Origin of the sequence: Acetobacter zythi (genome assembly GCF_963921165.1) — a bacterium.
GTDB lineage: Bacteria > Pseudomonadota > Alphaproteobacteria > Acetobacterales > Acetobacteraceae > Acetobacter.
This window is the reverse complement of record NZ_CAWUEO010000045.1, coordinates 24429-46721: the sequence shown is the minus strand read 5'-3', so window position 1 is coordinate 46721 and position 22293 is coordinate 24429. Positions and strand designations below refer to the sequence as shown.

The 22293-nt window shown below is 59.0% G+C and carries 24 protein-coding genes; 22 read left to right on the top strand and 2 right to left on the bottom strand.

Annotation, left to right across the window (positions count from 1 at the left end; genetic code table 11):
* Positions 1 to 32: 32 nt before the first annotated feature.
* Complete coding sequence (gene flgF, locus AABE20_RS12270; protein WP_338333328.1) at positions 33 to 776, bottom strand: flagellar basal-body rod protein FlgF; 744 nt, start codon at positions 774 to 776, stop codon at positions 33 to 35.
* A 358-nt stretch (positions 777 to 1134) separates the two neighbouring features.
* Here flgF and flgG point away from each other — a divergent pair, with 358 nt between their 5' ends.
* The 22 genes from flgG (at position 1135) to AABE20_RS12160 (ending at position 20527) form a co-directional block, all read left to right on the top strand.
* The gene (gene flgG / locus AABE20_RS12265; protein WP_086646096.1) at positions 1135 to 1923 is read left to right on the top strand and encodes a flagellar basal-body rod protein FlgG; all 789 of its coding nucleotides are present in this window, start codon (positions 1135 to 1137) and stop codon (positions 1921 to 1923) included.
* A gap of 1 nt (position 1924) precedes the next feature.
* A complete protein-coding gene (flgA, locus tag AABE20_RS12260; RefSeq protein WP_338333327.1) occupies positions 1925 to 2944 on the top strand; it encodes a flagellar basal body P-ring formation chaperone FlgA in 1020 nt (339 codons plus the stop codon).
* Between the two features lie 54 nt (positions 2945 to 2998).
* Positions 2999 to 3703 carry a flagellar basal body L-ring protein FlgH gene (gene flgH, locus AABE20_RS12255; RefSeq protein WP_338333413.1) on the top strand — a complete coding sequence of 235 codons (705 nt, stop codon included), beginning with the start codon at positions 2999 to 3001 and terminating at the stop codon, positions 3701 to 3703.
* A 250-nt stretch (positions 3704 to 3953) separates the two neighbouring features.
* Positions 3954 to 4625, top strand: a complete 672-nt coding sequence (locus AABE20_RS12250) for a hypothetical protein (RefSeq protein ID WP_338333326.1) — start codon at positions 3954 to 3956, stop codon at positions 4623 to 4625.
* A gap of 183 nt (positions 4626 to 4808) precedes the next feature.
* The gene (locus AABE20_RS12245) at positions 4809 to 5699 is read left to right on the top strand and encodes a MotE family protein (protein WP_338333325.1); all 891 of its coding nucleotides are present in this window, start codon (positions 4809 to 4811) and stop codon (positions 5697 to 5699) included.
* 183 nt (positions 5700 to 5882) lie between these two features.
* Complete coding sequence (locus AABE20_RS12240) at positions 5883 to 6218, top strand: hypothetical protein (protein ID WP_338333324.1); 336 nt, start codon at positions 5883 to 5885, stop codon at positions 6216 to 6218.
* Positions 6219 to 6477: 259 nt separating this feature from the next.
* On the top strand, positions 6478 to 8124 hold the full coding sequence (fliF, locus tag AABE20_RS12235) for a flagellar basal-body MS-ring/collar protein FliF (protein WP_338333323.1): 1647 nt from the start codon (positions 6478 to 6480) through the stop codon (positions 8122 to 8124).
* Between the two features lie 3 nt (positions 8125 to 8127).
* Positions 8128 to 9186: a flagellar motor switch protein FliG gene (gene fliG, locus AABE20_RS12230; protein ID WP_338333322.1), complete on the top strand. Its 1059-nt coding sequence runs from the start codon at positions 8128 to 8130 to the stop codon at positions 9184 to 9186.
* Entirely contained in the window at positions 9186 to 9977 is a 792-nt protein-coding gene (locus AABE20_RS12225) for a hypothetical protein (RefSeq protein WP_338333321.1), read from the top strand. Before fliG ends, AABE20_RS12225 begins: the two co-directional genes overlap by 1 nt.
* Positions 9964 to 10338, top strand: coding sequence for a flagellar motor switch protein FliN (gene fliN / locus AABE20_RS12220; protein ID WP_338333320.1), 375 nt, complete (start codon positions 9964 to 9966; stop codon positions 10336 to 10338). Before AABE20_RS12225 ends, fliN begins: the two co-directional genes overlap by 14 nt.
* A 5-nt stretch (positions 10339 to 10343) precedes the next feature.
* Positions 10344 to 10763 carry a flagellar biosynthetic protein FliO gene (locus AABE20_RS12215; RefSeq protein WP_338333319.1) on the top strand — a complete coding sequence of 140 codons (420 nt, stop codon included), beginning with the start codon at positions 10344 to 10346 and terminating at the stop codon, positions 10761 to 10763.
* A complete protein-coding gene (fliP, locus tag AABE20_RS12210; RefSeq protein WP_338333318.1) occupies positions 10756 to 11562 on the top strand; it encodes a flagellar type III secretion system pore protein FliP in 807 nt (268 codons plus the stop codon). The genes AABE20_RS12215 and fliP overlap by 8 nt, the downstream gene beginning before the upstream one ends.
* A gap of 579 nt (positions 11563 to 12141) precedes the next feature.
* On the top strand, positions 12142 to 13677 hold the full coding sequence (locus AABE20_RS12205; RefSeq protein WP_338333317.1) for a methyl-accepting chemotaxis protein: 1536 nt from the start codon (positions 12142 to 12144) through the stop codon (positions 13675 to 13677).
* Between the two features lie 77 nt (positions 13678 to 13754).
* Complete coding sequence (locus AABE20_RS12200; protein WP_253543712.1) at positions 13755 to 14012, top strand: STAS domain-containing protein; 258 nt, start codon at positions 13755 to 13757, stop codon at positions 14010 to 14012.
* A gap of 8 nt (positions 14013 to 14020) precedes the next feature.
* Complete coding sequence (locus AABE20_RS12195) at positions 14021 to 14404, top strand: response regulator (protein ID WP_338333316.1); 384 nt, start codon at positions 14021 to 14023, stop codon at positions 14402 to 14404.
* A gap of 15 nt (positions 14405 to 14419) precedes the next feature.
* The gene (locus AABE20_RS12190) at positions 14420 to 16687 is read left to right on the top strand and encodes a chemotaxis protein CheA (RefSeq protein WP_338333315.1); all 2268 of its coding nucleotides are present in this window, start codon (positions 14420 to 14422) and stop codon (positions 16685 to 16687) included.
* A 45-nt stretch (positions 16688 to 16732) separates the two neighbouring features.
* On the top strand, positions 16733 to 17188 hold the full coding sequence (locus tag AABE20_RS12185) for a chemotaxis protein CheW (RefSeq protein ID WP_338333314.1): 456 nt from the start codon (positions 16733 to 16735) through the stop codon (positions 17186 to 17188).
* Entirely contained in the window at positions 17188 to 18030 is an 843-nt protein-coding gene (locus tag AABE20_RS12180) for a CheR family methyltransferase (RefSeq protein WP_338333313.1), read from the top strand. The genes AABE20_RS12185 and AABE20_RS12180 overlap by 1 nt, the downstream gene beginning before the upstream one ends.
* A 3-nt stretch (positions 18031 to 18033) precedes the next feature.
* Complete coding sequence (locus AABE20_RS12175) at positions 18034 to 19074, top strand: protein-glutamate methylesterase/protein-glutamine glutaminase (RefSeq protein ID WP_338333312.1); 1041 nt, start codon at positions 18034 to 18036, stop codon at positions 19072 to 19074.
* Between the two features lie 91 nt (positions 19075 to 19165).
* Positions 19166 to 19555 carry a response regulator gene (locus AABE20_RS12170; RefSeq protein WP_025828767.1) on the top strand — a complete coding sequence of 130 codons (390 nt, stop codon included), beginning with the start codon at positions 19166 to 19168 and terminating at the stop codon, positions 19553 to 19555.
* Complete coding sequence (locus tag AABE20_RS12165; protein WP_338333311.1) at positions 19552 to 20112, top strand: chemotaxis protein CheD; 561 nt, start codon at positions 19552 to 19554, stop codon at positions 20110 to 20112. The genes AABE20_RS12170 and AABE20_RS12165 overlap by 4 nt, the downstream gene beginning before the upstream one ends.
* 28 nt (positions 20113 to 20140) lie before the next feature.
* Entirely contained in the window at positions 20141 to 20527 is a 387-nt protein-coding gene (locus tag AABE20_RS12160; protein ID WP_338333310.1) for a hypothetical protein, read from the top strand.
* 63 nt (positions 20528 to 20590) lie between these two features.
* Here the strand turns inward: AABE20_RS12160 and AABE20_RS12155 are convergent, their stop codons facing one another.
* Positions 20591 to 21907, bottom strand: a complete 1317-nt coding sequence (locus AABE20_RS12155) for an O-antigen ligase family protein (RefSeq protein ID WP_338333309.1) — start codon at positions 21905 to 21907, stop codon at positions 20591 to 20593.
* Positions 21908 to 22293: the final 386 nt, after the last annotated feature.

Here is a 22293-nt window from a genome sequence, read left to right as displayed (position 1 = left end):
GGCCTCGGGGGCGGTGTGTGCGTAGGGGTCCGTTAGCTGCTGGAATCCTGCGTGATCTTGTCGATCGCGTTGGTCCGGCGGGTGGATTCGGTCTGCACAAGCTGGAAGTTCAGGTCGTAATCGCGCTGGATTTCCACCATGCGGGTGGTTTCCGTAATGGCGTTTACGTTGCTGCTCTCCAGCATGCCCTGCCGGATTTCCTTCTGGGCCAGCACCCGTGTGCGGGTTGTGGGTTTGAGCAGGTAGTTGCCCTCGGGCTGGAGGGTGTTCAGGTTGTCCACCGTCATCAGGTCTATGGTGCCAACGGCCCCGTCCTGCGTGGAAATTGTGCCATCGGAGGAAACGGACAGAACGTCGTCCTCGCGCGGGATCACAATGGGGCGCTGGAAGCGGTTGAGGATCGGGTTGCCGTTAATGTCCACAATGGTGCCATCGGAGCGGCGCTGGAACTGCCCGTTGCGCGTCAGCCGCACGCCCTGCGTGGTCTGCACGGCAAAAAATCCTTCGCCGTTAATGGCGAAGTCGGTTGGGTTGCCGGTCTGGCGCAGTTGGCCCTGCCCGTGGTTCTGGTAGGTGGCGCGGTCCTGCGTATAGGCTTCCGTGCGCTCGCCGGGGATGCCGTGAATATCTTTTTGTTTGACGATATAGTCCGAAAACAGCTCGCGGGAGGCTTTGAAGCCCGTTGTATTGGCGTTGGCCAGATTGTTGGACGTCACTTCAAGGTCATGCGTAAGCGCATTGATGCGGGACAAGGCGATGTAGGTCGTGTTGTCCATGACGTCTCACTCCAGCAGAAAAATGGTAAAAGGGGTGGGCTTTGCGCCGGGCGCCCCGAATCATACAGACCATTATAGTATGGTTTTACGGACCATAAAGCTATTGGATTACCCATAATACAGCAACAGTGGATGTGTATGCGGTACAACAAAAAGTGGCTTATGTAGAACTGGTAAGGAATCAGCCAGACAAAACCTCTTGCAATGGCCATGCTGTCGTCTTACCTGTTGCTGGCAATACATGGTGTGGCAGCTACCCGCTGTGCGTATGGCCATGTAAGTTCCCGCCCATGCTCCCATCATCGTACTGTTGCTGGGGTGAGCGTGGTGCAAGGCACACCCGGAGGCTTGTCATCCTATGATGCGTTCCCTTGATATCGCCGGTACGGGCATGCAGGCCCAGACGACGAACGTCGAGACAATTTCCCACAACATCGCCAACATGACGACCACTGGCTACAAGCGGCGTCGGGCGGAGTTCCAGGATCTTATCTATCAGGATCTGCGCCGCGCGGGGACCATGAGCTCGGATACGGGCGACCTTGTGCCCTCTGGTGCGCAGGTTGGTCTTGGCGTGCGTACGGCGGGTATTTACCGTATTAACGAACAGGGCACGCTGGAGCAGACGGGCAACGCGCTGGATATGGCCATTGAAGGGCGCGGTTACTTCCGTGTGACCCTGCCATCGGGCGAATACGCCTACACGCGTGACGGCACGTTCTCCCTCTCCAACGACGGGACGATCGTGACCGCGGACGGCTACCCGCTCAGCCCCGATATTTCGCTGCCCAACAACGCCGAAAACATTACCGTCGATCAGAGCGGGCAGGTGCAGTACACCCTGTCCGGGCAGACCACGGCGCAGGTTGCCGGGCAGATCCAGCTCGTAACCTTCCAGAACGAAAACGGTCTGGCCGCCATGGGGCAGAACCTGTTTACCTCCACAACCTCTTCGGGCGATCCTATTACCGGCACGCCGCAGAGCACAGGGTTTGGGGATATCCGGCAGGGCTTTGTGGAAGAATCGGCTGTAAACGTTGTGACCGAAATTACCGACCTCATTACCGCGCAGCGTGCGTATGAAATGAACAGTAAGGTCATTACCGCTTCTGATGAAATGCTTCAGACGCTTACGAATCTGAAATAATATGTCCCTGCGGGCAGCCATACTGCCGCTGCTGGCTGCGGTTCTTGCGGTCCTGCCGCCCGTGGTCTGCTCTGCCGCCACACTGCGCACGGCAACCACGGTCACCTCGGATTCGGTCAGGCTGTCGGACCTGTTCATGGATCTGGATCAGGGGCAGGACCGTGTGCTGGGGCCTGCACCCCTGCCGGGCAACAGTTTTGTGGTTGGCGGGCGGCAGCTCTTGGCTATTGCCGACCAGTACGGCGTGGACTGGATGGACCAGTCCGCCTCTGCGCAGGCCACCATTACGCGGGCCGGGCGCGTGCTGGACCGCGACTTTTTTATCAATCTGGTCAAGCGGAGTCTGCCCGATCTGGGTGAAGGCCCGATTACGGTGGAACTGGGGGATTTTCACCCCATGACCGTAGCGGCGGATGACCCCAAGCCCGTTGTGCTGTCCGATGTGGACTGGGACCAGAAGAGCGGGCGTTTTTCCGCCACCGCGTACCGTAGCCACCCGCTGGGGGATATTACGCAGGATTCGTTCCTGCTGACCGGTGTGGTCCATGCGGCGCAACGTGTGCTGGTTTACACACATTCGCTCTCGGCCGGGACGGTTGTTTCCGCAGCGGATGTGCGGGTGGATGATGCCTATACCGGGCGGACCGGGGCAAAGGCCTATACGAGTGATGCGGATGTGGCGGGTATGACCCTCCTGCACAGTGTTGTGGTGGACGAGCCTGTTCTGGAGCGGGACCTGCGGCGGACAGTTGTCATGCACAAGGGGGACCCCATCATGCTGTCCTACACCTCGCCGGGGCTGCGCCTGTCTGCTACGGGCCGTGCGCTGGAGGATGGCGGGGTGGGCCAGTATGTCCATGCGCTCAACCTTGCCAGTAAAATGATTCTGACCGGGCGGGTCATCAATGGGTCCGAGGTGGAGGTGGATGCCACATCGGGCGCCGTGCCGTCGGATGGTAATGCCTTGCGTCGCCTTAGCGCGTCCTCCCGCTCCGGTGGGCAGGGCGGCACATATCGGTAGTAGCCAATGACTTGGAGAGACTTATTGACCCAACACCGTCTGTCTGGCGCCTTTATGGTCGGATTGCTGGGCCTTGCCTCCTGCTCCGGGCTGGCGGATATGAGCGAAATGGGGCACCCCCCGCGCATGACCCGCACGTCCGACCCCACGCAAACCCCCGACTACCGGCCGGTCACCATGCCCATGCCGCCCTTGCAGGCGCCACCAACAGAGGTGGGGAGCCTGTGGCGGCCGGGTAGCCGCGCCTTCTTCAAGGACCAGCGCGCGTCTCAGGTGGGGGATCTGCTGACCATTAAGGTCGAAATTGCGGATAATGCGGATGTCACGAACGACACCTCCGCCTCCTCCAGCGGGTCGGAAGACTTTGGTATTCCCAGCCTGTTCGGCCTTAAAGGCAAGGCCCTGTCGCACCTGACCCAGTCCGATGCGCTGAACACAAGCAGCGCCAGCGCCAATGCCGGGACCGGCACCATCCGCCGGACAGAAGCCGTTACGCTTACGCTGGCAGGCACCATTACGCAGGTGTTGCCCAACGGCAACTTTGTGGTTGTGGCCCGGCAGGAAGTGCGGATTAACGGGGAACTGCGCCAGCTTATGGTCAGTGGTGTCGTGCGCCCGCAGGATATTTTGGAAGACAACACCGTGACCCATGACCGGATTGCGGAAGCCCGCATTTCCTACGGTGGGCGTGGTCAGCTGACCAAGCAGCAGACTCCACGGTACGGCCAGCAGATTCTGGACAATGTCCTGCCGTTCTAGCCTGGTGGGAGCCATGTTTATGGTGCGCGGTTATGACGGTTCTAAAAAGGTGGGGCATTCCCCAACGCATAACTTGACATAAGGGTTCAATTCACCCCATTCAACAAGTTGTGCAATGCCTGTTTTCTGTGTGTTGCATGGCCATGAATGCCGGGGCTGATCGTCGCGGCCACAAGGGGCTGGCGGTAACTGGATCGCGCATGAATGGCGATGCTGGCATAGTCGGCAGGTAACACCACGGGAGAGAAGCATGACTAACGGTGACAACACATTCGGCACCCTGGCCGAGCCTAACCAGACCATACTTGTTCAGGGGCTGAATGTTGCCAGCCTGAAGTGTGAAACAGATACCCCCATTGCTATTGGCGGCACGGTGCGCAGCGCGCAGTTGCAGGCCCCGATTGTGGATATTCTGGAAAGTGGTGTGGTCTCGGGCGAGCTGGTGGCCGAAGAAGTGGTCATCCGTGGCACGGCGGAAAATGTGATTATCCGCGCCAAACGCTTTTTTGCGACCGGCACAGCCAAAATTCAGAACTGCACGCTGTTCCTTGAAGGCGTGAGCGGGTGCAGCATCCATCAGGGTGCGGAACTGACGGGTGACTTCAAAATCACCACGGCGGCTCTGGCGGCCACGCCAGCAGCACCGGTAGCACCTGTCACGCCTGCTCCGGCTCCTGCAAGTTTTGCGCCGTCTGCCCCGCCTGCATCCGCCAAGGCGGTCAAGGTTGAGGTCAAGCCTTCCCCGGCTCCGGCGGCCTCTTCTTCTTCGTCTTCTTCCAAGTCCACCACGGCTGACACCTCCAAATCCGCCAGCGCGGATAACGGGTCGGTCTGGGGCGATGTGGATCAGGTTATCCGTTCCTCCGCGGATACGGAAGATGGCCATGCCTCCCTGCTGGGTATGTCCGATACGCAGTCGTAAGGTCGTGTCTGGCCCCGGGCAGGGCGCGCCGGTGGGGAGTGTGGCTGGCCACGCCCCCCTGTATGGAGCCGGTTTTGCCACCATGTCCGGTCGCCAGAGTGTTTTTATGAAGATATGTCGTAGGTTGTGATGCTGATACCCCGTTTGTCGTTCGGGAAACTTGTGCATATTTCATCAAGCCTGATGACTCTTCTTCTGGCGATGAATATCCACACCATTGCCGGGCACATGAAGGATGATAGTGCGGACGCGGGTGCGCAGCCTCTGGTTTCTGTCGCCAGTGCGGCCGCCGCCGAGAACACGCCTTCGGTCAATGATTCGGCCAGCAAAACCAAAAGCGACAAAGATGCGCTGGAGGGCTGGGTTTCCGTGCTGGACGCCAACGAGGCGGCGGAAATGTCCCCCGATGTGAGTGACGCATCGGGTGGGGGCAAAAAGAAAGTTGCGGTTTCAGCCGATGACTGCGCCAAGGGTATTTCCTGCGCGCAGGTCAAATCCGGTGCTGCCGGGCTTGGGCCGGACCCGGACCCCGAGGTCAGCAAGGCCGAGGCGGATCTGGTCAAGGACATTCTGGCCCGCCAGTCCACCATTGAAGGCGAACAGCAGCAGTTGGACCAGCAAAAGCACGTGCTGAACGCAGCCCGCGCCGTGCTGGACCAGAAAATGAACACGCTGGATGCCTCCATGGCCACACTGGAGCAAAAGCAGGCCGCCCACCGTGAGGTGATGGACGCCGAGACGGACCGGCTGGTCAGAATCTATGAGGACATGCCCCCCAAGGAGGCGGCGGCGGTGTTTAACATCATGGATATTCATGTGCTTATTGCTGTGGCCAGCAAAATGAACACCCGTAAGGTTTCGGCCATTATGGGCAATATGTCGCCTGAGCGTGTGAACCTTATTTCGCAGTTTATGGCAGGGGTCAGGAGCTTCCGCGCTGCATCCGATGGGGGCGATGGCGGGGACCGGGTAGCCCAGAATGTGGGTACGGCCACATGGTGGGCCAAGTCCGGCCCCTCCGCCGCACCCGCAGCAGGGGCGCGCGGGGGAGCGCAGTCTGCCCAGCAGCCATAAGGCGGTCCGGTTTTTTGCCGCAAGGCTGGCTCTTGTCTCGCAATTACATGGGAAGTGGCTTAAAATAACACGTCATCTGGCAGCCATAGGCCCGCTTGCCGGGCTTGGCGGCATCTGGCACCCACGTCAGCCAGTTCGGGCGCAGGGTGCGCGTATGGGCTTGAAGGACGGGAACAAAAAGGCATGATGATCAGGCGCGGAATGATGATAGCCCTGCTTGTGGCGGTTGCGGGGTGTTCTCCCGACCATATTGCCAGCAAAATAACGGGGCGTGAGTGCAGCGCTGGTTACATTCAGGAAGGGGAGGACTGGTGTGCTCCCCCCGAGCGTCCGCCTGCGCCGCAGCCGTACTGCACACAGAGCTGGAACGGTGTGGACTGCTGGGCGCGCCCGGATCTGATGCCCAATGTTGCGCGCGAGGTGGCCGAAGGCCCAACAGGGCTGACGCAGGACCAGAACGCGCAGCGGCTGAATATGTCGATCAAAAAGGCGCCGCCAACAAACGCCTATTATCCATAAAGCGGGGTTCGTTTGGTGCACCGGACCAGGGTACAATACAAATTGGAGTGGGTCTGGTGTTGCAAGGCTGTTCGTTTACTATGGCACAACGTGCCCATGATGTGTTTATGGCTATACAGCAGCCGGTTTGCCTTGACGGGCATGACAAGGCGATGGCAAGGCCATGGTTTGGTGGAGCCGCGGAGTGTTTGGATGCTGAAACGTCTGGAGAGTTGTGTGGTTTCCCATTTTTCCATCGTGACAGCGTAGCCGTTCCCGCATGAAGAATTTTCTCACAAGTCTCAAGGCACTTGGTCGCGTCCAGCAGATCGCACTGGGTGTTGCAGGTGCGGCCATTTTGGGCACGCTGGCCTATTTTGCCTTTTATGCCGGTGCGGGGGCGAGTGCCCTGCTGTATGGTGATCTGGACCTGACCGAGGCGGCCGAAATGGCGGATGACCTCGCCAAGGCGCATATCTCATTCACCACCAGTCAGGACGGCACGCGCATTTTTGTGGCCAAGGACAAGGTCGCCAGCGCGCGCCTGTTGCTGGCCAAGGACGGGCTGCCCAGCGGTGGTGCGGTCGGGTACGAACTGTTTGACAAGAGCGGCACGCTCACCAGCACGCAGTTTGAACAGTCGATCAACGAAACCCGCGCAATGGAAGGCGAACTGGAACGCTCCATTCGTCTGCTGCACGGGGTGCGTAATGTGCGTGTGCATCTGGTTCTGCCGCACCGCGACCTGTTTTCTACCGAGACCAATCCCTCGCAGGCCAGTGTGGTGCTTGATATTGGTCGCGCTGGCAGCATGGCGCCCGACGGTATTCAGGCGATCCAGAACCTTGTGGCCGCCGCCGTGCCGGGCCTGCGCCCGCAGAATATTTCCATCGTGGATACGCGTGGCGATGTGCTGGTCAAACCGGGTGACCCGGACAGCCTTGCCGGGCAGGAATCGCAGATGGAAAAACAGCGCCACGCCGAGGAGCAGCGCCTTGCTCAGGCCGTGGAGGACATGCTGGTGCCCACACTGGGTATGGGCCATGTGCGTGCGCGCGCCGCGGTGACCATGAACACCGACGAGGTGCATGAAACGGAAGAAAGTTTCGACCCCAACCAGCAGGTTCTGCGGTCGCAGCAGACAAGCTCGGACAAGAGCGTCAACACCGAATCCAGCCCCAGCACCACGGTGGGGAACAACCTGCCCAACGCCAACGCCAATCAGGACAACAAGACCGGCTCGACCAACGACCGTGAGGAAGAGACCAACAACTACGAAATTGGCAAGCGTGTACGGGTTGTTAACCAGTCACGCCCCCGCGTTGCGCGGGTGAGCATGGCCGTGCTGGTTGATGGCACCATGGTCAAGGACAAGAGCGGCAAGGAAGTCTGGACCCCGCTCGATGATTCCGAGCTGGAGCGGATTACCACGCTGGCCCAGACCGCCGTTGGCTTTGACAAGGCCCGTGGGGATGAAGTGCGCGTGGTTTCCATGCGGTTCATGCCCGATGGTGGGTTTGACTTTGCAGGCTCCCGCACGGACTACTTCAGCCGCGAAATGCTCATTTACATGGCCGAGTGGGTTATTCCCATTCTGCTGGTGCTGGGTGCGCTGTTTATTGGCCTGCGTCCCATGCTGCGCCGCACGGGTCTGGTCACCCTTATTTCCAAGGAACTGCACGGGCAGGAAAAACTGCTGGCCGGTGCGGAGGGTGGCACCCTTGTTATGGGTGCTAACGGGCAGATGCTGCCCGCAGGCACCGCTGTGGGCGAGGATGGCAACGTGGTCGATATTGACGGTGTTCAGGGCAAGCTGCGGCAGGAAGCTCTGGATAGGGTTGCCGATCGCTTTGAAAACAACCTGGATGAAACCGTGCTGATTATCCGGAGCTGGCTGTCCGCGCCGGATCCGAAGAAGGGAGCCTAGGCCATGTCCGAGACCGCAGCAGCCCCTGAGGCACGGCCCGAACCCCCCGTTGTACACGACGAAACCCGGCATCTGAGCGGCAAGCAGCGTGTTGCCATTCTGTTGCTTGCGGCAGGGCGCGAGCGCGCGGCCAAGGTGCTCAAGCAGTTGCAGGAAGATGAAGTGCGCGATGTGTCCGTGGCCATGGCGGGGCTGGGGCTGATCAGTGCTTCCGTGGTGGAGGAGATCTGCGGCCAGTTCACCAAGAACTTCGAATCCTCCGAAGGGCTGGTGGGCACGTACGAAACCACCGAGGAACTGCTGCGCAAGGCGCTGTCGGGCGAGCAGGTCGACAAGATCATGGAAGAAATCCGTGGTCCGGCCGGGCGCACCATGTGGGACAAGCTGGGCAATGTGCAGGAAATGGTTCTGGCCAACTACCTGCGCAACGAATACCCGCAGACTGCCGCCGTTATTCTCAGCCGTCTGCAACCCGCCCACGCGGCGCGTGTGCTGACCCTGCTGCCAGAAGACTACGCAACCGAGGTCATGATGCGTGTGCTGCACATGGAAACGGTGCAGCGCGAGGTGCTGGACAGCGTGGAGGCAACCTTGCGGTCCGAATTTATTTCCTCCCTTGGCCGCTCGTCCAAGCGCGACAGTTACGAACTGCTGGCCGAAGTGTTCAACAACTTCGATCGCAAGACCGAAACCCGCCTCATGGCGTCCATGGACAAGCGCAACCACGCCGATATGGAAAAGGTGAAAGCGCTTATGTTCACCTTCGAAGATATCAAGCGCCTGCCGCACGAAGCCCTTATGCGCATTGTGGCGCAGGTGGACCGCGAAAAACTGCCCCTCGCCCTCAAAGGCGCGTCCGAAACCGTGCGCAAGATGTTCTTGCAGTGCATGTCCAAACGTGCAGGCAGCATTCTGCTTGAGGAAATTTCGGCCCTTGGCCCTGTGCGCGTAAAAGACGCAGACGCCGCACAGGTCGATATTGTGACCATTATTAAAAACATGGCCAATGCGGGTGAGATCGACCTGACCGAAAACGGCGGTAACGACGAGATCATTCCATAATGGTGGCGCTGGCGCTCTTCCGGTCTGGTGTGTGCTGCATGGCGGCGGATGGCGCCTCCTCCGGGGGGGTGTCGGATGCGCCTGTGCGCACCTACCCACGGGTTATGGATCTGGAGGATTTTGGCGCGCCGGAGGAGGAACCCTCCACAGAGGAAGATCCGGCCGAGGACGATGCTCCGCCCGAGCCACCCCCGCCCGACCCCAATCTGCTTAGCATCACGCGGGACGAACTGGCGGCCATGCAGGAGCAGGCCCGCGCGGAAGGCCACGCAGCCGGTGCTGCTGAAAAAGACGCCGAACTTCAGGCGTTTTACACCGGATGTCTGGCGGAACTGACCAACGCCTTCAAAGCGGAAAATGCCCGGCGCGATCAGGCGCTGGCCAGGGCGTCTCAGGTTTTTGTGGCCACGGTGGTGGAGATTGTGCGCAGCCTGACAGCACTGGATGGCACAGTGTTGCAGGGCATGCAGCGCGACCTGCTGGCCGATGCCGCAAATTTTGCCCGTGAATGCGAGGGCGATGTGACGGTCCAGTGCAGCCCGGCCGACATGCAGCGCCTACAGGCCGCCTTACAGAGCGAAGGCGGTGTGCAGGTCGAACCCGTGTCCGACATAACGCAGGGCATCATACGGATTTCCACAGCAGCCAACACCATTGTTATTGATCCAGTGCAGTGGCGCAAAAGTATGGCTGAGAAAATAGTTGCCAGTGTAACAGCCCTTGCGCGCCAGCGCATGCAGCAGAATACTGGGCAGGCACAAGCAGGCGGAGACGACCATGACAACAGATAACACCGATATCGGGCTTGAGGATTTTGCCACCAGCGTACCACCGTCGGATGCTGCCGCCACGGCTGCCCCCGGGGGTGCTCCCGCCGCCGATGGCAAGGATGTGGACGACGCTCAAAAAGAGGCCGTTTACGATATTCCGGTCAAAATTACGGCGGTTATTGGCACGGCCACCATGCCGGTCAACCAGTTGCTGCGCCTTGGGCGCGGGGCTGTGGTCGAACTGGACCGCAAGCTGGGTGAGGCCGTGGATATTTACGCCAATAACCGCCTGATCGCCCGTGGCGAAGTGGTGGTGGTGGACGATAACCATATTGGCGTGACCATGACGGAAATCCTGTCCTCCTCCACAACCAACGGTTAAGAGCCTTGCCCGAACCCGGTACAGCCACCGTTATTGCCACCCAGCCCGCTGCGCTGGGGGCGGGTGCGTTTGTGGCCCCGGTTATGACGTGCATTGTGGCGTTTGCCGCGGTTATCGGGCTTATTTTTCTGTCCCGTTATGTGCTCAAGTTCATGGAGCCGTATCTGTCCAGAGGGCGGCAGACGCCCAATCTGGCCGTTATGGAAAGTGTGGCCGTGGACCCGCGCAGGCGCGTGAGCGTGATCCGCTACGGCCAGAAAAAAGGGCTTGTTCTCACCGGGGGTAGTTCCGACGTGTTCATGGGGTGGGTGGACGAGGGGGATGCCCCTGTGGCCCCCTTAGCGCCCGGTTCTGCCACACCCGGTTCCGCAGCCGCCTTCCCGGCCAGTGCCCAGCCCTTGCCCCGGTCTGCCCCCCATGCCTGATGCCCAAGCGGAGCCACAAGCCTTGAAACTTCCTGCCTTTACAAGACGTGGCGTGTGGTTTGCGAGTCTGGCGCTCTGTGCGGTCGCGGTGGGCGTTCTGGCGGGCCTGCCGGTTGTCGCCCATGCCCAGTCCATTGCCCTTGACCTTGGCAAAGGGGGCGACCCGGGGACCACCAGCCGCATTATCCAGCTGACCGCCCTGCTGACCGTACTCTCCCTTGCACCCAGCCTGCTGGTTATGGTCACGGCCTTTACCCGTATTATTGTTGTGCTTTCGCTCCTGCGCGGGGCCATTGGCTCGCAAGGAACGCCGCCAAACACGGTGCTGATCGGGCTTGCCCTGTTCCTGACCTTTTTTGTCATGCAGCCCACATTCCAACAATCATGGGATCAGGGCATTGCGCCCATGATGGATGGACAGATGGAGGAAATGGAGGGGCTTAAAGCTGCGGCGGAGCCTTTTCGCACCTTCATGCTCAAGCATGTGCGTTCGGCCGATCTGGCCACGTTTGAGCGTCTGGCCAACGTAACCCCCGCAGCAACCCCGGCAGAGACGCCGTGGCGGGTGCTTATGCCCGCTTTTATGGTGGGGGAACTCAGCCGTGGGTTCGAAATGGGGTTCCTGCTGTACCTGCCATTTCTGGTGATCGACATTGTGACCTCCAGCGTGCTGATGAGCCTTGGGATGATGATGTTGCCGCCAGCGACCATTTCCTTGCCGTTCAAGCTCATTTTCTTTGTGCTGGTTGATGGCTGGCAGATGGTGGCGGGGGGGCTTGTCCGCAGTTTTGGCGGCTGAGTCCGTGCGCTGCGCGCGCGCTGTGCTGTTGGCGGATGTATTTGTCATGCCTTTGTCATGAAGCATGGCGGAGTCTGCCTGTGTTTATTACCCGATAATAATAAATAGTCGCATGTAGGGCGTTTGAGCCTTGTATATTGCAAGGTTTTTAGAAACCGTATTGCGGTTACAGGCTTGCTCATCGCCACGAAAAAGCTATCATTTCCCGCAGGGCAGCCATCAATTCCACCTGGCACGAAAAACAGGTGGGGTGGCGTGGGTGGCTACAGTATTGTTTTGTCTATATTTTATCTATCAGGAGAGCAAAGCGGATTGTCTTTGGATCAGACGATCTTCTGTAAAGACATCCAGTCACGAACGCGGTATGAAGGCGCTTGCTTGTCTGGTCCGCGTGTCTGGATGAGAACAGATTATCTGCTTTTTATCTCAAGGGGCGTCGTCTGGCGTTTCCTGGTTTTTGTGAATGTGCAAGGGGGGCCATTAAGGCCACGACTGGCTGGTGTTTTTTCCGCTTACGGGAAGAATTGCCGGTAGTTGCCACGCAAGGTACCCCGACAATATGAAGGAAGTTGCACTGATATGCTGCAATGGCTGAACAAGGACGCTCCGTTCCGCGATAAGATCCGGGTTGTGATGCTGTGTCTGGAAGCATATTTCATGTTCCAGATTATTGTGGAGACGGTTGGCTTTTTCTGGCATGCGCCAGCGCATTACACGTATATCATCAACATGGGCGCCCTTATTTTCGGGCAGCTTGTTGTCCTTCAGATATGGAGATGGTTCACAACCCTGATTACCGAACCGGTTGAAAAACTGGTCACAATGGGTGAAGAACTGGGCGACGGCGTTGCCCACAACAACGTTCCCTTCCTCAAAAACAAAGACTGTGTTGGCCGCCTTGCCCGTATTATGGCGCGGTTCTCACGCATGGTGGACGAACAGGCGACAGCCCGCCAGCGGCAGGAAAAAATGGCGTCCGATATTCAGGACGCGCTTACGGGCAGTCAGGACCGCGACAAGCACACCCATCTGGTGATCGAACGTCTGGGTCAGGCGCTGGCCGACATGGCGCAGGGCGACCTGCGCGCACGCATTGAAGACCCGATTTTTGATGGCGAGTTCGCCCCCCTGCGGGATGCGTTCAACCATTCCGCTTCCCGCCTGAACGAAGCGCTGAGTGCTGTTGCCTCCAACTCGGACCTGATCTCCACCGGGGCTGCCGAAATTTCCACCGCATCGGACGATCTGGCCAAGCGCACGGAAAAGCAGGCCGCCAACCTTGGGCAGGCCGCATCCTCCGTGCGGACCATTACCGAAGGTGTGCAGAGCAACGCCAAAGCCTGTGCCGACGCCAATGCCGAAAGCCAGCAGGCGCTGGAAAAGGTCAAGGCGGCAACCACCGTCATGACCGAAACCACCAAGGCCATGGACGGGATCAAAAGCTCCTCCGATGCGATTGGTGAGATTATTTCGGTCATTGATGGCATTGCCTTCCAGACCAACGTGCTGGCCCTGAACGCCGGGGTGGAAGCCGCCCGTGCGGGTGAAGCCGGGCGTGGGTTTGCCGTGGTTGCGCAGGAAGTCCGCTCCCTTGCGGAGCAGTCCGCAACATCGGCCAGCGAGATCAAACGCCTGATTTCGGTTGCGGCCGAACAGGTGACCAAAGGTGTGGATCTGGTGCAGCAGACGGGCCGTTACCTGAACGACTTTGCAGGCAGCACCCAGAACATTGCGACCCGGGTTGAGGAAATTTCGTCCTCCACGCAGGATCAGGCCCAGCGCCTGTCCGAAGTGACCGCCTCCATTGGCGGCATGGACCAGGTCACGCAGCAGAACGCGGCCATGGTGGAAGAAACCACAGCCGCCAGCCACAACCTGACAGCCGAAACCCGGACACTGGCCGCAACCCTGAGCCGCTTCAAAATGGATGCATCGGGTGCGCGCGCAAGCCGTGCGCCCCGCCCCGCAGCCCTTGCGGCCCCGCGCCCTGCGGCCCCCCGGCCCAAGCCAGCCAGCCCGGCCCGTGTGGCGGCCCCCGCCCCGCAGCAGGCCCCGGCCACGCCTGCGCTGTCCATACCCACCACATCGTCCGATGCGGGTTGGGAAGAGTTTTAATGGCCATTATTCCAGCATGTCAGGGGTCAAACGGCCCCTGCCTGTGCGGCTGATAAGGGAGCGGACCGTTGGCTAGTGTGACCTTGCCTGAACGTCTGGACACCTCTGCGGCGTTTGCCCTGAAGAGTGAGATCGAACAGGCTGTTAAAAGTGCTGGAGGGGAGCCTGTTGCTCTGGATGCCTCCGGCGTTACCTACCTTGGAGGTCTGTGCTTGCAGGTTCTCCTTGCCAGCAGATGCCCTCTTGTGGCGCCATCGGAGCCAGTCGTGGAGGCTTACGGCCTTTTTGGCGTAAGTGCGTGTCTGACCGAGCCGCTGGCACCATTCAAGGAGTAATGAAGAATATGGTGGAAAAAGTGGGCATTCGTGTCCTGACGGTTGATGACTCGCGCACCATGCAGGGTATGCTACGCAAGGCTCTGGAAGGAGCCGGGTACGATGTTATTCAGGGTGGGGATGGCGTGGAGGGGCTGGAAGTCCTGCAGGCTGCTGACCCGACACCCAATGCGATTATTACAGATATTAACATGCCGCGTATGGATGGCTTTGAGTTTATTGAGGCAGTCCGCGCGCTTGAGCAGTACAAACATCTGCCAATGATCGTTCTGACAACGGAAAGCGATCCCGAAAAAAAGGCCCGTGCCCGTGCGGCGGGCGCTACGGGGTGGATTGTCAAACCGTTCAGCACAGACAGCCTTGTGGCGGCTATCCGCCGGGTGACCGCCTGAAGGAGAGAGACCAGAATGAGTGGTGACATGGACGATATCCTTCTGGTTTTTTTCCAGGAGTGTGAAGAGCAGCTTCAGGAACTGGAGCGTGGTCTGTCCGCCCTTTCGGATGGTGAGTCCGGTAAGGAGACAATCAACGCCGTTTTTCGCGCCGTGCATTCGGTCAAGGGTGGGGCCGCATCGTTCGGTCTGGAAAACCTTGTCCGCTTTGCGCATGTGTTCGAAAGTTCCCTGGACGGTCTGCGTTCCGGTCGTGTTGCCCCAACGCCAGAGATCGTCAAAACCTTTCTCAAGGCCATGGACGTTCTGAGCGATCTGGTCGCCGAGGCACAGGGTGGTGCAGCGGTTGACGCCGGTCGTATTGAGGAAAGCCGGGTAGAGCTTCAGGCCATTATTGGCGAAGGCAGCGGTGATGCTGAAAAGCAGGACGATAGCGTTCCTGCCGACTTTACGCCCGTGCCGGTCGATTTTGAGCCTGTTATGGCTGACTTTGACTTCGGTGATTTCGGGTTTGAGGAAGAAGCCCCCGCATCGGCATCACTGGTCGTGACCTTCAGCCCCCATACCGCCATGTATGACCGGGGGGACGATGCCCGTAACCTGCTGATCGGTCTGGCCGATGTGGCGGTGGCCCATGGTGGCGTCAGCACGGTCACGTGCGAGACCGCGGCCCTGCCCACGCTGGCCGCCATGGAAACCGAAAAATCCTACCTGTCGTGGCGCGTGGTTCTGCCCGCCGCCGTGCCGGAGGAAAGTGTGCACACGGTCTTCGACTGGGTGAACGATGTGTGCGATGTGACCATCACGCGGGATGGTGGCCCCAGCCCGAGTGGTGGGGAAAGTGTGGCCGAGGAGCAGCCCGGCCCGGTTGTGCCCGAACAGCCCGCCCCCGCAGCCGTTGCCACGCCCGAGCCTGCGCCCGTGGCAGCCAGCCCGGCCCCGCAAAAGCCTGCGGCCCCGGCCACTGTTGCTGAAAAAATTATGGCGGAACTGCCGCCCGCCCCCACGGCGGGCGCTACGGCCCCCATTGCTGCGGGCAATGCCGCCGCCACGCGCCGCCCGGTGGAACAGGCCACAATTCGCGTGGACCTGCACCGCGTGGATGACCTGATGGACCTTGTGGGCGAACTGGTTATTGCACAGGCCGCTCTTGAATCCATTGGCCAGCGTGAAGATGGCGGCCAGCAGGAAATGATCAAGCGCATTGCCAGCATGAAGGCCCTGACGCGTGACATTCAGGATGCCGTTATGGCCGTGCGCGCCCAGCCTGTGCGCAGCGTGTTCCAGCGCATGCAGCGCGTTGTGCGCGAAGCCTGCTCCATGACCAGCAAGGATGTGGTGCTGACGCTGGAGGGTGAGGACACGGAAGTGGACCGCACTCTGGTGGAAAAACTCTCTGATCCGCTGACCCACATGCTGCGCAACGCCGTGGACCACGGGATTGAAAGTGCGGAAGACCGCGTGGCTGCGGGCAAGTCCCCCACGGGGCAGATCCTGCTGTCCGCCGGGCACCGTTCTGGCCGTATTCTGATCACCATCAAGGACGATGGGGGCGGGATCAACCACGAGCGCGTGCTGGCGACCGCCGTCAAACGCGGCATTATTGCCCCCGATGCCGTGCTGACGGATGATGAGATCAATAACCTGATCTTTGCTCCGGGCTTTTCCACCGCCGCCACCGTGTCCGATCTTTCGGGCCGTGGGGTGGGCATGGACGTGGTCAAACAGGCCATTCTGGGCCTTGGCGGGCGTGTGACAATCAGCAGCGTGGAAGGGCAGGGCACGACCTTCTGCCTGTCCCTGCCGCTCACGCTGGCCGTGCTGGATGGGATGCTGATTGTGGCCGCCGGGTCCACCATGGTGGTTCCGGTCTCCTCCGTGGTGGAAACCATGATGGTCAACCACAAGGACATTTATATGCTGCCCGATGGCGCCAATGTGGTGTCCATCCGTGGGGCATGTATGCCGCTTATTCCGCTGGCGTCCGAGCTGGGGCTTGGGGGCTACGGCTCGGGTGGTCTGTCCGAGGAGGACGTGATTCTGGTCGTGGAAAACGAGTCTGGCGCCCGTGCGGCGCTGATTGTGGAAGACATTCGCGATCAGGCGCAGGTGGTGATCAAAAGTATTGAGAAAAACTATCGGCAGATGTCTGGTGTATCCGCCGCCACCATTCTGGGGGATGGGAGCGTCTCCCTTATTCTGGATGTTCCCGCACTGGTCGCAAATGCTCTTGGACGGATCGACACACGGCCGTCGGATGTTCGCACAGGGCTTGCGGCCTAATCTTACACCACATCAGCCGATCTGTATTTGAGTAGGAAAATGGATATGACGGACGAAGCCGGGGCGGACGCCAAACTTGTAAAGATGATCGTGTTTGCCGTGGGTGAGCAGGAATATTGTATTCCTATCCTGAGCGTGCGCGAAATTCGGGGGTTTGAAAAAACAACAGCCCTGCCGTTTGCCCCGCATTATGTGTGCGGCGCCATCAATCTGCGCGGCGTTATCCTGACCGTGATCGACCTTGCGGTGTACCTGAATGTGGAACCCCAGCCCGATAACCCGCGCCGCGTGGTGATTATTGTGGAATCCCGCAATGGCACGGTGTGCGGCCTGCTGGTGGACAGGGTGATCGACATGGCCGACGTGAACCTGTCCGACATTCAGGCCGTGGCCGAGGAAGACAGCAGTCTGAGCGGTCTGGTCATGATTGCGGACCGTATGATTGGCGTACTCCGGCTGGAAGTTGTGGTTGGTCAGCTCGTAGGCGGGATGATTTCCTGATGGCCGAGACGCGTTCCTCTGCCGATCCGGAGTATACGGACGCCGACTTTCAGATGGTGCGGCGGATTGCCAAGCAGGAAGCGGGTATTTTTATTCCCGATTCCAAAAGCACGCTGGTTTATTCCCGCGTGTCGCGCCGTGTGCGCGAGAGTGGGCTGGAAAGCTTCCATGCCTATCTCAACTTTGTGCAAAGCCCTCCCGGCCGGGCGGAAATGGAAAAGCTGGTCTGTGCGTTAACAACCAACGTCACCAGCTTTTTTCGTGAACGCCCGCATTTTGTGCATATGGAACAAAATGTCATGCCCGCACTTGCGGCACGGCTGCGCAGTGGTGGGCGTGGGCGCATATGGTCCGCCGCCTGCTCCACAGGCCCGGAGCCGTGGAGCATTGCCATGTCCGTTATGGCGGCTTTTCCCGAAGCCCCATCGTACGACATGCGTATTCTGGCGACCGACATTAACTCCAACGTGGTCGCGCAAGCCTCTGCCGGGACGTACATAGCCAGCGAGACGGACGGTATTTCCCCCGCCCAGAAAAACCAGTTCATGCAGGCCGATGACCGGGGCAACCTGACCTTTGTTGGCAATATTCGCCAGCTTCCGGTTTTCAAGGTGCTGAACCTGAATGCCGACTGGCCCATGCGGGGGCAGTTTTCCGTTATTTTCTGCCGTAATGTTGTAATTTATTTTGATGAACCTACGCGTGAACGCCTGTGGGGCCGTCTGGCCGACAAGCTGGAAAAAGGCGGGTTCCTTTATGTTGGTCATTCCGAAAAAGTGGCCAACCCCCGCCAGTGCGGCCTGGAGCAGGTGGCTCCGACCATTTACCGGAAAGCGAGCTGATTGATGGCCCAGCCAGTAAAAGTTCTGATTGTTGATGATTCGCGCACGATCCGCGCCCTGATTAAACGCTCCTTTGCCCAGAACCCCGAGATTGAAGTGTGTGGCGAGGCCGCCAACCCGCTTGAAGCCCGTGACCTGATTATTAAGGACCAGCCAGACGTTATTACTCTGGACGTGGAAATGCCGGGTATGAACGGGTTGCAGTTTCTGGAAAAAATCATGCGGATGCGGCCCATCCCTGTTGTCATGGTGTCCAGCCTGACAGCCAAGGGGGCCGATACCGCCATTACCGCGCTCCAGATGGGGGCGTTTGACTGCTACCCCAAACACAATGTGGGTGCGGGGGAGGACGCGTTTGCGGGCCTTGGGCGGCTGGTTGTGCTGGCCGCGCGCTCTCAGCCTGTTTCCCGCATCCAGCGCCGGACCCCCACCGCACCTGTTGCCCGCACACAGACCACATGGGGGAATTCGGTGGATCTGGTGGCGATTGGTTCGTCCACAGGTGGGGTGGAAGCGCTGGAGGAAGTGCTTTCCGGTTTTCCGCAAAAAAGCCCGCCGGTTGTGATCTGCCAGCATATGCCACCGCTGTTTACGGCCAGTTTTGCGAATCGGCTTAACCAGTCCATGCCCGCCCTCTCCATTGCCGAAGCGCGTGATGGTGAAGTGCTGCAACCCGGTATGGTCAGAATTGCACCGGGTGGAGACAGGCACCTTGTGGTGGACAATAGCGGCGGCAAATACATGACGCGGCTGATCAGTGGCGCGCCGGTGAGCGGGCATTGTCCTTCTGTGGATGTGCTGTTCAAATCTGTTGCCAAGCATGCGGGGCGCAATGCGCTGGGTATTATCCTGACCGGCATGGGGCGTGATGGGGCGGAAGGACTACTGGCCATGCGGCAGGCCGGGGCCTTTACAATCGCGCAGGACAAAACGTCTTCAGTTGTTTATGGAATGCCACGGGTCGCGGCGGAAATTGGCGCGGCCTGCCAGGTTGTCACGTTGCGCCAGATCAGCTCTGCGGCCATGGCCATCCATACACGCTGATTGCAAAAAAAAGGCGGGTCTTGACCGCCTTGGATTATTGGACGCCGGTCTTTGATGGCTGGAATTGAGACTAGGAATAAGGGGGAGACAAATGCCTGCCGCTTCACAAATTAAGGCCCTGATCGTTGATGACCAGGCCTCTATCCGTCAGGTTCTGGCCAACAGCATGGCCGAAATCGGCTTTACCAATATTGCTCAGCGCAAAGATGGCAAGGAAGCCTTGGAATATCTGGACCAGAACCCCACGCATCTGGTCATTTCCGATTTTAACATGCCGGTTATGGATGGTCTGGCCCTGTTGCGCGCGGTGCGTAGCAACCCCAAAATTCAGAAAGTGGCGTTTATTATCCTGACCGGCGAGGCCAGCAAGGATCTGGTGCAAGAAGCGGTCAAGGCTGGTGTTAATAACTTCCTTGCCAAACCTTACACCGTGGCCAAGCTGCGCGAGGTTCTGGAAAAGGTGTTCGGGCCTATAAAGTGAGCGACCACTCCGTAGTCAAAACGGTTATTCAGGGGGAAGTGGAAATTTCTGGCGATTCGTCAGTCGTTTTTGCAACACTGCTTGGCTCCTGTGTTTCGGTCTGTATGTTTGACCCGCTTGCGCGCGTTGGTGGTATTAACCACTTTTTGCTGCCAGATGGGGGGGAGAGCCATTCCGGAACAGCCATGCGGTTTGGCGTGAACTCCATGGAAATGCTGGTCAATGGTCTGCTCAAGGCCGGGGGGCAGCGCAGCCGTCTGGCATGCAAGGTTTTTGGTGGTGCTGCCGTTGTGCCCAGTCTGGGGCGCATCGGGCAGGAAAATATTCGGTTTGTAACCCACTATCTGGTGGATGAAGGCATACGTTGTGTATCCCAGAGTCTGGGTGGCACGTTGGCCCGGCGTATTCGGTTCTGGCCGACCACGGGCCGCGCGCAGCAGAATCTGGTGCAGGACGTGCAGGGTATTGGCAAGCAGGAAGTCGCCTACAGCCGGCGTGAGGCTGAAGCAGAGCGGAAATGGGCTAAGGAAGCCAGTTCCGAGGTCGAGCTGTTTTGAAAAAGCCGGGCCGGAGAGGATAAAAGACATGGATGTGGTGCCCCCTTTGCCCCATGGTGTGGCCGGGACCGAACGCAGTGTGTGCGATGTTATGGAACATCTGGTGGGTTTGCTGGATGAAACCTGCCATGATTTTATGGGCGTGCAGCGTGTGGTGGGTGAGAGCATGTCCGCAGCGCCCTTGAGCGATGCGGATGTGCAGGCCCTGCAAAGGCTGGATTCCGCCACACAAACGGTGGAAGCCGTGTCCACCGTGCTTAAAAATCTGGTGGTTTGTTATGGGCAACGTGACGAACAGCCGCTTGATGTTGGCGTGTTGAGCCAGGGTGTTAAGCTCTGCCACGTTATTCAGGTGCTCCGTAACGGTGTTCAGGCCGAAAGTGCTTGCCACTCGGGCGAAGTGGACCTGTTTTAACTCCCCCTTATTTATTTTGGGTCCAATAGAGATCTGGCCCGCTGTTACGGCGGGCCTTTTTGTTTATGGCGTGCCTGTGCCTGTGCCTGTGCCTGTGCCTGTGGTGGTTTGTGTGGCTGTGGCGTGGGTGGTTCTGGCCTGCGCCAGCCCCCACCCGACCATAAGGAACACCCACCCTGCGGTGCGTTCGGTAAACAGGGAACTGGTGGAGGCAAGCGGCCAGAACAGCATGCACAGCGTAATAAAGAGCATGGACGGCATAAGCGCCCTGCTGGCAAGGGCTGCCCGTAACAGCTTTGTCCACCAGATCAGAACGGTGCAGACAAACAATGCCAGCCCGGCCAGCCCTGCCGTGGTGGCGATTTCCAGATAGATGTTGTGCGGGTGAATGTTGCACCCGGTCGCAATGTCCTGCCCTGCAACCAAAGGGGCAAATCGCGGGATGCCATAAACATAGGTCGGCTCGGCGCAGTGAACGCGAAAACCGTTATACCCCACACCCAGCAGGGGGTGAGCATGCACCATGTTGAGCGCGCGCATGTAGATCTGGCCATAGGCCGATTGCGAAAAATGCCCGATCTGCTGCACAAAATGCAGCACCAGCTTGTCATAGGCGGGGGGGGAGAGGAAGGGCAGCAAAGCCAGCCCGACAAACCCGGACAAGGTTGCCAGAATAACCGGCACTCTGGTTGTTTTGACCAGCAAAGCACACAGGAAAAACCCGAAAAGCACAAGGAGCGCGGGCATTCTTTGCCCGATAATGACCATGGTCAGCAGCAGAAAGGACATAATGCCCAATGCGAGCAGTTTTTTGCCGGGTTCTCTGGCCTGCACCATGCGCATGGGGTACACCATTAACCCCGGGAACATGATGACCATAAGCGGCGGCCCGGCCCGTGGTTCAAAAAAAGGTCCGGTCAGCGCACCATCTTTCCAACGTGCATACCCCCAGATATTGACCCCGAACAGATATTGCTCCCAGCACTGGCTGATCAGCCATACCCCGGCCAGTGTGACACTCAGGCCCAGCCATTGCTGTTTTTGCCTGCTATCGAGCAGCCATTCTTCCAGTGCTTTGGCAAAAACAAAGTACCGTACAAGTGCAATAGCCTCCATAACGGTATGTGTGGACCCGTTGAGTATGGAGGACACAACAATAAGCGCCCACAAACTCAGGGCGTATGGGAACCACCCGCGCAGTAGGCAGTGGTAATTTTTTTTGAAAGCCGTGTGCAGTAAAAAACTTACGCCAATAAACAGGATGCTCAGATCGGCTATGGCGCGGCCTCGTAACTGAAAAAAAGGCAGAAAGACGCAGAGTATTAAAGCAAGTTTTTTCAAACCTGTGTCACAGCGTATAAAAATGTTTTGCACAGTCATGCCGAGGCTCTCCAATGACCGGAAGATTAAAAGACTCGTGGCAGGAAAGCTATTCTTAAATCCGGCATCATTCTGGCCATGCGCGCTGTGTATGTGCGCAATGGATTGTGTCTTGTTATGGTCTGTTTGGAAATATCATGATTCTTTAATGGTTTTTTAGAGGAATTGTCTTAATTTTTCGCATGTGGCCCGCTGTGTTGGCTGAACACCTGTAGGGTGGCGGTCCATCGCTGCGGGTATGCGGGTTATAGGCTGGGAGTGGTAGGGCGTAAAACAGCGCGATGCAGTCTAGCACTTTCCGCAATGGGGAGTGCGGGCAAGCCCCTACGGTCCTCCCGTTTGTGGAGAGGAGGCGCGTGGTAGCCTTGGCTGGCAGGTTGGGGCAC

Excerpts from the sequence above, each read along its gene's own strand:
- flgF (WP_338333328.1), bottom strand. The coding sequence starts at position 776 with ATGGACAACACGACCTACATCGCCTTGTCCCGCATCAATGCGCTTACG.
- flgG (WP_086646096.1), top strand. The coding sequence starts at position 1,135 with ATGATGCGTTCCCTTGATATCGCCGGTACGGGCATGCAGGCCCAGACG.
- flgA (WP_338333327.1), top strand. The coding sequence starts at position 1,925 with ATGTCCCTGCGGGCAGCCATACTGCCGCTGCTGGCTGCGGTTCTTGCG.
- flgH (WP_338333413.1), top strand. The coding sequence starts at position 2,999 with ATGGTCGGATTGCTGGGCCTTGCCTCCTGCTCCGGGCTGGCGGATATG.
- AABE20_RS12250 (WP_338333326.1), top strand. The coding sequence starts at position 3,954 with ATGACTAACGGTGACAACACATTCGGCACCCTGGCCGAGCCTAACCAG.
- AABE20_RS12245 (WP_338333325.1), top strand. The coding sequence starts at position 4,809 with ATGACTCTTCTTCTGGCGATGAATATCCACACCATTGCCGGGCACATG.
- AABE20_RS12240 (WP_338333324.1), top strand. The coding sequence starts at position 5,883 with ATGATGATCAGGCGCGGAATGATGATAGCCCTGCTTGTGGCGGTTGCG.
- fliF (WP_338333323.1), top strand. The coding sequence starts at position 6,478 with ATGAAGAATTTTCTCACAAGTCTCAAGGCACTTGGTCGCGTCCAGCAG.
- fliG (WP_338333322.1), top strand. The coding sequence starts at position 8,128 with ATGTCCGAGACCGCAGCAGCCCCTGAGGCACGGCCCGAACCCCCCGTT.
- AABE20_RS12225 (WP_338333321.1), top strand. The coding sequence starts at position 9,186 with ATGGTGGCGCTGGCGCTCTTCCGGTCTGGTGTGTGCTGCATGGCGGCG.
- fliN (WP_338333320.1), top strand. The coding sequence starts at position 9,964 with ATGACAACAGATAACACCGATATCGGGCTTGAGGATTTTGCCACCAGC.
- fliP (WP_338333318.1), top strand. The coding sequence starts at position 10,756 with ATGCCTGATGCCCAAGCGGAGCCACAAGCCTTGAAACTTCCTGCCTTT.
- AABE20_RS12205 (WP_338333317.1), top strand. The coding sequence starts at position 12,142 with ATGCTGCAATGGCTGAACAAGGACGCTCCGTTCCGCGATAAGATCCGG.
- AABE20_RS12195 (WP_338333316.1), top strand. The coding sequence starts at position 14,021 with ATGGTGGAAAAAGTGGGCATTCGTGTCCTGACGGTTGATGACTCGCGC.
- AABE20_RS12190 (WP_338333315.1), top strand. The coding sequence starts at position 14,420 with ATGAGTGGTGACATGGACGATATCCTTCTGGTTTTTTTCCAGGAGTGT.
- AABE20_RS12185 (WP_338333314.1), top strand. The coding sequence starts at position 16,733 with ATGACGGACGAAGCCGGGGCGGACGCCAAACTTGTAAAGATGATCGTG.
- AABE20_RS12180 (WP_338333313.1), top strand. The coding sequence starts at position 17,188 with ATGGCCGAGACGCGTTCCTCTGCCGATCCGGAGTATACGGACGCCGAC.
- AABE20_RS12175 (WP_338333312.1), top strand. The coding sequence starts at position 18,034 with ATGGCCCAGCCAGTAAAAGTTCTGATTGTTGATGATTCGCGCACGATC.
- AABE20_RS12170 (WP_025828767.1), top strand. The coding sequence starts at position 19,166 with ATGCCTGCCGCTTCACAAATTAAGGCCCTGATCGTTGATGACCAGGCC.
- AABE20_RS12160 (WP_338333310.1), top strand. The coding sequence starts at position 20,141 with ATGGATGTGGTGCCCCCTTTGCCCCATGGTGTGGCCGGGACCGAACGC.
- AABE20_RS12155 (WP_338333309.1), bottom strand. The coding sequence starts at position 21,907 with ATGACTGTGCAAAACATTTTTATACGCTGTGACACAGGTTTGAAAAAA.